Origin of the sequence: Alcanivorax sp. (assembly GCF_014762765.1) — a bacterium.
GTDB lineage: Bacteria > Pseudomonadota > Gammaproteobacteria > Pseudomonadales > Alcanivoracaceae > Alcanivorax.
Genome location: NZ_JABURH010000157.1, coordinates 1 through 3,218, shown reverse-complemented (window position 1 = coordinate 3,218; position 3,218 = coordinate 1). Strand labels below are relative to the sequence as shown.

The window sequence follows — 3,218 nt, the reverse complement described above, 5'->3', positions numbered from 1 at the left end:
CTTGGGCGATTTCCTTGCCGGGGTAAGGTTCGCGTCTCAAGCGACGCTCCTACAGCAGCCTTGTAGCAACGCTCATAAAACCAAAAAGGGCGCCCGAGGGCGCCCTTTTTTTGAAGCATGTAACGACGGGATTTACTCCTCGTCAGCACTCGCTTCGTTACCGCTGCCTTTCACGTCCAGCAGTTCGATCTCGAAGATCAATGCCTGATTGGGACCGATATCACCACCAGCGCCCTGCTCACCATAGCCCAGAGACGGCGGAACAACGACTTTCCACTTGTCGCCTTCCTTCATCATTGGCAGCGCTTCCTGCCAGGCCGGAATGATGTGCTGCAGACCAAAGCTGGCCGGCTGACCACGCTCTACGGAGCTATCGAAGACCGTGCCGTCCGGCAGAGTGCCGTGGTAGTGCACTTCCACGGTGTCTTCCAGGGTCGGAGACGCTGCGCCTTCCTCACCGGATTCCAGTACTTCGTACTGCAGGCCACTTTCGGTAACGGTAACGCCGTCACGCTCGGCATTCTCGGCCAGGAATTTCTCGCTGGCTTCCAGATTGTTGCCGGCAGCTTCTTCCATCTTTTTCTGCTGGGCTTCAATCATGCGACCCTGGAAATCACGAATCAGCTGGTCCAGATCTTCATCACCCAACTGGGATTTGCCGTCTTCGGCAAAGCCATCACGCAGGCCTGCCACCATGGCATCCAGATCCAGGTTTTCCAGGCTGCGCATCTGCTCCGCACTGCGGAAACCCAGTGCATAGGACGCTTTCTGGTCATCACTTTTCAGTTCCGCACTTTCCTGACCACATGCTGCCAGCAGGACAGTCCCCGCCAGCACGATTCCCAATTTCTTCATTCTGCCTCCAATTGGCCTACTGTTGTTGTTGCTCCACCCCGCCACCACCGCGCATTTCCTCAGCGGTGATGGTGTTCGGAGCTTTTACGGTAACGGGTTCCGCCTGCACACCGGGCGGCGGAATCTGGCCATACTGCCAGTTTCCCTGGGGGTCACGCCAGCGATACATCTCTGCGCTTTCCCGGTTTTCCTCCATCCAGGGAGAAATTTTCCGGTCCAGCAACCGCTCCGGCTGCTGCCAGTTCTGCTCCACGTGCTGCCAATCCAGCAACGGTTTGTCGCCACCCAGTGGCACGGTAAACAGCACGGCCAGCACAACCGCCAGCAACGCAATGATAATCAACAAGTAACGCATGATACTTTCTCCCCCCTTTACTGAGCCGCCTTCACAGGATTCAGTTCCCCGCGAGTGCAAAATAACATCACAAATTACATCCATGCGCCTTATTTTGCGGTAGTGTTGGTTTTGTGAGCAGCATCACCTTTTATTCTGACAGTGATCGCGCCACTCAAACCGCCGGCTACAATCCACCGCAAAAAAACGAATAAGACACGGCATGAATAGCGCACAGAACAGCCCTGCCAAGGGGATCGGCTCCCAACCGCGTTCGTCCGGCTCGTCCCGCATGGTCATTCTGATTGCGAACAGCAAAGGGGGCTGCGGAAAGACCACCATTGCTACCAACCTGGCCTGTTACTACGAGGCTCTGGGGCGGCAGGTCTCTCTGCTGGACATGGACCCGCAGCAATCGTCGCTACAGTGGCTCAAATTACGCCGTGACACCACTATCCACGGGCTTGGCTGGCCGGCAGGAGAGCCTGTGTCACTGGGGCGGCTGCAACAAAAACTGGATCAGGCGGGACCGATCACCATCATCGACTCTCCTGCCGGCCTGGATGCCCATCATCTGGATCATCTGCTGCGCCTCTCGCAGGTGGTACTGGTACCGGTGCTACCCAGCCCCATCGATATTCGTGCCACTACCCGTTTCCTGCAGACAGTCATGCTGGCCCCCAGCTACCGGCATCGCCCCCGCCGGCTGGCGGTGATCGCCAACCGCACCCGCACCCGTACCCGCATGTACGACTCGCTGCGGCAATTTCTCACCACCCTGAAAATTCCCTACCTGGTCACCCTGCGCGACACCCAGCTTTATGTGCAGGCCATGAGTAATGGTGAAGGCGTCCTCGACGCCGCCGTCTCCCGCCACCTGGATGACCAGCAGCACTGGCGCCGCATCGGTGAATGGCTGGAAGTACAGCGCCACCTGATACAGACCATGCCGGGGTTTCGGTAAACCACCTGTAGGAGTTCCCTTCCAGGGGACGAACCGCGTGTAAACGCGGAATTGCCCGCAGGGCGATCAGGTTCTACAGGTCGACTCATGGCAGTGCGGCAGGTGAGAGCTCTTGTCGCCTCACTTCGCGAGGTTCGTCCCCTGGAAGGGAACTCCTACAACGGCTTTAAAGTTGGGGCTTGACGTCAACTGCCCTCCGCCAGGTCCCGCATCGCCCCGGTGAGCTTGCTCAGGTCCGCCGGCTCAATCACGAACGGCGGCATGATGTAGACCAGTTTGCCGAACGGACGGATCCATACGCCCTGCTCCACAAAGCGCGCCTGCACCTGTTCCATGGCCACCGGCTCCTTCATTTCCATCACGCCGATGGCGCCCAACACCCGGGTATCCGCCACCGCAGGCAGATCCTTGAGTGGCAGTAACTCTGCCTTTAGCTGCGCTTCGATGGCCGCCACTTTTTCCTGCCAGCCGGAATCCAGCAGCAGCTGGATACTGGCATTGGCCACCGCACAGGCCAGCGGATTGCCCATGAAGGTGGGGCCGTGCATCAAGACACCGGCCTCGCCATCGCAAATACCGGCCGCCACCTGATCGGTACAGAGGGTCGCGGCCAGGGTCATGTAGCCACCGGTGATGGCCTTGCCCAGGCAAAGAATGTCCGGACACACATCCGCATGCTCCAGCGCAAACAGCTTGCCGGTGCGACCAAAGCCGGTGGCAATTTCATCAAAAATCAGCAGCACCCCATACTGATCACACAGGGCACGCACCGCCTTCAGGTAGGTGGGGTGGTACATGCGCATGCCGCCGGCGCCCTGCACCACCGGCTCCAGAATCACGGCAGCAATCTCCTGATGATGATCCGCCAGCATCTGCTGGATGGAATTGAGATCCTCGGTATCAAAATCACTGTCGTAGGGGCATTGCGGCGCCTCGGCAAAATAATGTTTGGCGAGCACCCCGCTGAACAGCGAATGCATGCCGTTGACCGGGTCACAGGCGGCCATGGCCCCGAAGGTATCGCCGTGATAGCCATTGCGCAGGGCCAGCAATTTATCCTTGCCG

4 protein-coding genes are annotated in these 3,218 nt (G+C 58.8%); 1 reads left to right on the top strand and 3 read right to left on the bottom strand.

Annotation, left to right across the window (positions count from 1 at the left end; all coding sequences use genetic code 11):
• Window positions 1–132: 132 nt before the first annotated feature.
• Window positions 133–855: an FKBP-type peptidyl-prolyl cis-trans isomerase gene (locus tag HUJ17_RS11460; RefSeq protein WP_290510818.1), complete on the bottom strand. Its 723-nt coding sequence runs from the start codon at window positions 853–855 to the stop codon at window positions 133–135.
• A gap of 16 nt (window positions 856–871) precedes the next feature.
• Window positions 872–1,210: a DUF4124 domain-containing protein gene (locus tag HUJ17_RS11455; RefSeq protein WP_290510817.1), complete on the bottom strand. Its 339-nt coding sequence runs from the start codon at window positions 1,208–1,210 to the stop codon at window positions 872–874.
• A 202-nt stretch (window positions 1,211–1,412) separates the two neighbouring features.
• On the opposite strand from HUJ17_RS11455, the gene HUJ17_RS11450 reads away from it, so the two are divergent.
• A complete protein-coding gene (locus HUJ17_RS11450; RefSeq protein ID WP_290510816.1) occupies window positions 1,413–2,153 on the top strand; it encodes a ParA family protein in 741 nt (246 codons plus the stop codon).
• Between the two features lie 185 nt (window positions 2,154–2,338).
• Here the strand turns inward: HUJ17_RS11450 and bioA are convergent.
• Window positions 2,339–3,218, bottom strand: an 880-nt coding sequence (bioA, locus tag HUJ17_RS11445) for an adenosylmethionine--8-amino-7-oxononanoate transaminase (RefSeq protein ID WP_290510815.1), incomplete at its 5' end; no start/stop codon positions are given.

Coding starts and splice junctions, on each gene's coding strand:
- HUJ17_RS11450 (WP_290510816.1), top strand. CDS start 1,413: ATGAATAGCGCACAGAACAGCCCTGCCAAGGGGATCGGCTCCCAACCG.
- HUJ17_RS11460 (WP_290510818.1), bottom strand. CDS start 855: ATGAAGAAATTGGGAATCGTGCTGGCGGGGACTGTCCTGCTGGCAGCA.
- HUJ17_RS11455 (WP_290510817.1), bottom strand. CDS start 1,210: ATGCGTTACTTGTTGATTATCATTGCGTTGCTGGCGGTTGTGCTGGCC.